The sequence below is a fragment of the Mycoplasma sp. 4463 genome, from assembly GCF_048381515.1.
Taxonomy (GTDB): domain Bacteria; phylum Bacillota_I; class Bacilli_A; order Mycoplasmatales; family Metamycoplasmataceae; genus Mycoplasmopsis.
In genome coordinates, this window is the sequence record NZ_JBLWID010000040.1 from 1 (window position 1) to 2507 (window position 2507).

Sequence of the window (2507 nt, forward strand, 5' to 3'; positions counted from 1 at the left end):
TTTTAGTTGTTTCATAATCACTCCTTAATATAAAAAACACAAAATACGACGTTGTCCATATTTTGTGTCCCAGTTTAAAATGTCTACTTTTTGTTTGCGATAAAAGAAAGAATTTTGCGAGTAACTGGGTAATTAAAACGCTATCCAAGATTACATTTGATGATATCAGGGTAAAAAGTTTTCGAACTATGTTAAATTGAAAAACACCTCAACAATGTTGAGATGCTTTGAGCTTTTTCTATAAATTACCTATAAAACTTGTCTTATTTACATGTGAATGCAATGTTTTTCTTATTTAGATTAGTTGATTTTAGAACTACCAAATTTTGTTGCTTTAAAATCTACATTATTCTTAATTTTTTCACCATTTTCATCTAATCAAATTTCTTTACCATTATGGTTATCTCAGGTTATAACATTAGCTGTCGCACTTAAACTTGTAACTTTTCCACCTGTTCTCGGGGTTACTGAATAGTCCTCAATAAAAATATATCCTTCATCAGTCTCTTGAAGAACATTTTGAGCTAATAAAATATCCAAAGTTCCCTTAATTGATTTCTCATAGTATTTTTCTTTTTTAGGATTTTTAATAATTCTTGAACCTGCAAAGATTTTTACAGAACCATCTTTTTCATAAAGTTCTGCTTGAGCAATTTTCTCACCTTTAGAGTTTGCGATATGAATTTTGAAAACTTTATATTTTGTGTCATCAGCTTCGAAATATTTGAAAGTTTTCTTAAGTATTTCATTAGTTATTTTTTTAGAACGTTCTTCAATAGTCTGTGTATTTCAATATTCATATTTTAGAATATCGGTATTCATAGCTCAATGGATGAATTTATTAATTTTAGCTTTCTTCTCTTCGAAAGGTAAATTACTTAGATATGAGTTTTCCTCTTTCTTGAATAAAGCTAAATTACCTATTCTATGCTTATGTGTTTGGTGATTATCTTTTGTAATGCCGTTTTCACCAATTCATTTTGCACCATCTTGAGGCATTAAATGTTCTATGCTTCACTCTTTTGGTTCAACGTCTTTATATGTGAATGTGTCATTGAATTGGATATGTATGTATATATTTTTTAGTAAACGTGCACGTTGATACATATTTGCTTCTAACATATAATCTTCAAGTTCCTTGTCAGTAGGCATACGTGTAGTTTTCCCGTTATTATCATTAACAAGTGAACTTCTGAAGGTATTTATAACGCTACTTTCATCCTTTCAATTCTTAGATTCTAACAGTACTAGTAGATTAATAAATACTTTATTAATACTCTGACTACCAAGATTTAATATTGCACGACGTACAAAATAAATATTTATACCTTTCAGTATTTCAAGGAATAAATCTTCTTTAATAATTTTCTCGTGAAGAAGTTTACTCATTTTGACAATTAAAGGTAATGCAGCGTCTGTATTTAAGTTTTTACTTAAAACCATTTCTCTTATTAGTTTTTTATTCTTAAATATTGTTTTAGACGATATTTCTTTATTATCAATTAACTTTATGTATTTATATTGTTCTGAGTATTCAAGAACATCACTAAGAATTTCACTTAGTTTGAGCGTACCATATTCATTTTGATAATTCTTCTCGCAGTAATGTTTGAAATTATCATAAATCTTTGTAAAGTTAACAATTTCCAATTTTTTGATTTGTAAATAAATGAAAAAGAAATGTTCCATTATTTCAGAATCATTATTTAAGTTTTTCTCAATTTTTACTCAATACTTATCGTATAAATCTTTTTGTTCTCTATCAGTTTTCGCAGACATTAATATGTAATTTCTAATAAGATCGGCTTGAGTTAATTTAACTCCGGTTGAGTTGATGCTTTGGAATATTTTTTGTGGGTTGTCATTATCTTCGATTTTGACTGAGATAATAATTAATTTGCTTAGTGAGTTTAAAAATTTATCAACTGTTTCAAGCTGAATTTTTCCTTCATTTTTTAATAGATGTTCCAATTCTTCTTTAATGTATTTATATGAAGAATAGACATTTGATGTATTCAATAAATTGATATCTTCTTTTGAATTAATTTCACCTTCAAGAATTTTCTTAAATGCGTCATTATCATCAACTAATGGATATAATCTGCATTGTTTCTCTTTTTTCTTATCTTCAAAGTATAGAAAATTATTGTTAAGTGTTTCAATAACTTCGGTAAATTTTTCAGAATAGGAAACACTACTTAAAATATCTCTTAAAGCGAGAATTATTAGAAATGTTGTAACTAATCTCTGTTGTCCATCGACAACGTACATTTTAAATGCTCCGTTGTTATCACTAAGAGGATTAAAATCAGTATTCTTGTCTAAATAATAGAAAAAGAAACCGATGAAATGTTGATAATCAGGATCGTTACTATTAAAGATTTCGATAATATCCTTAATATATGCTTCTACTGCTGGTTTCTTAGTTCAGGTATATTTTCTTTGAAAAATTGGAATTACATATTGAGTGTGAGGAGTGGAAGATTTTTGCTTAATTATTTCCATCA

General features: G+C 27.3%; 1 protein-coding gene. It reads right to left on the reverse strand.

Annotated features, from left to right (window positions below; genetic code table 4):
- Positions 1–300 precede the first annotated feature (300 nt).
- On the reverse strand, positions 301–2507 hold a 2207-nt coding region (locus ACNF36_RS02965; RefSeq protein ID WP_418303673.1), incomplete at its 5' end, for a GmrSD restriction endonuclease domain-containing protein.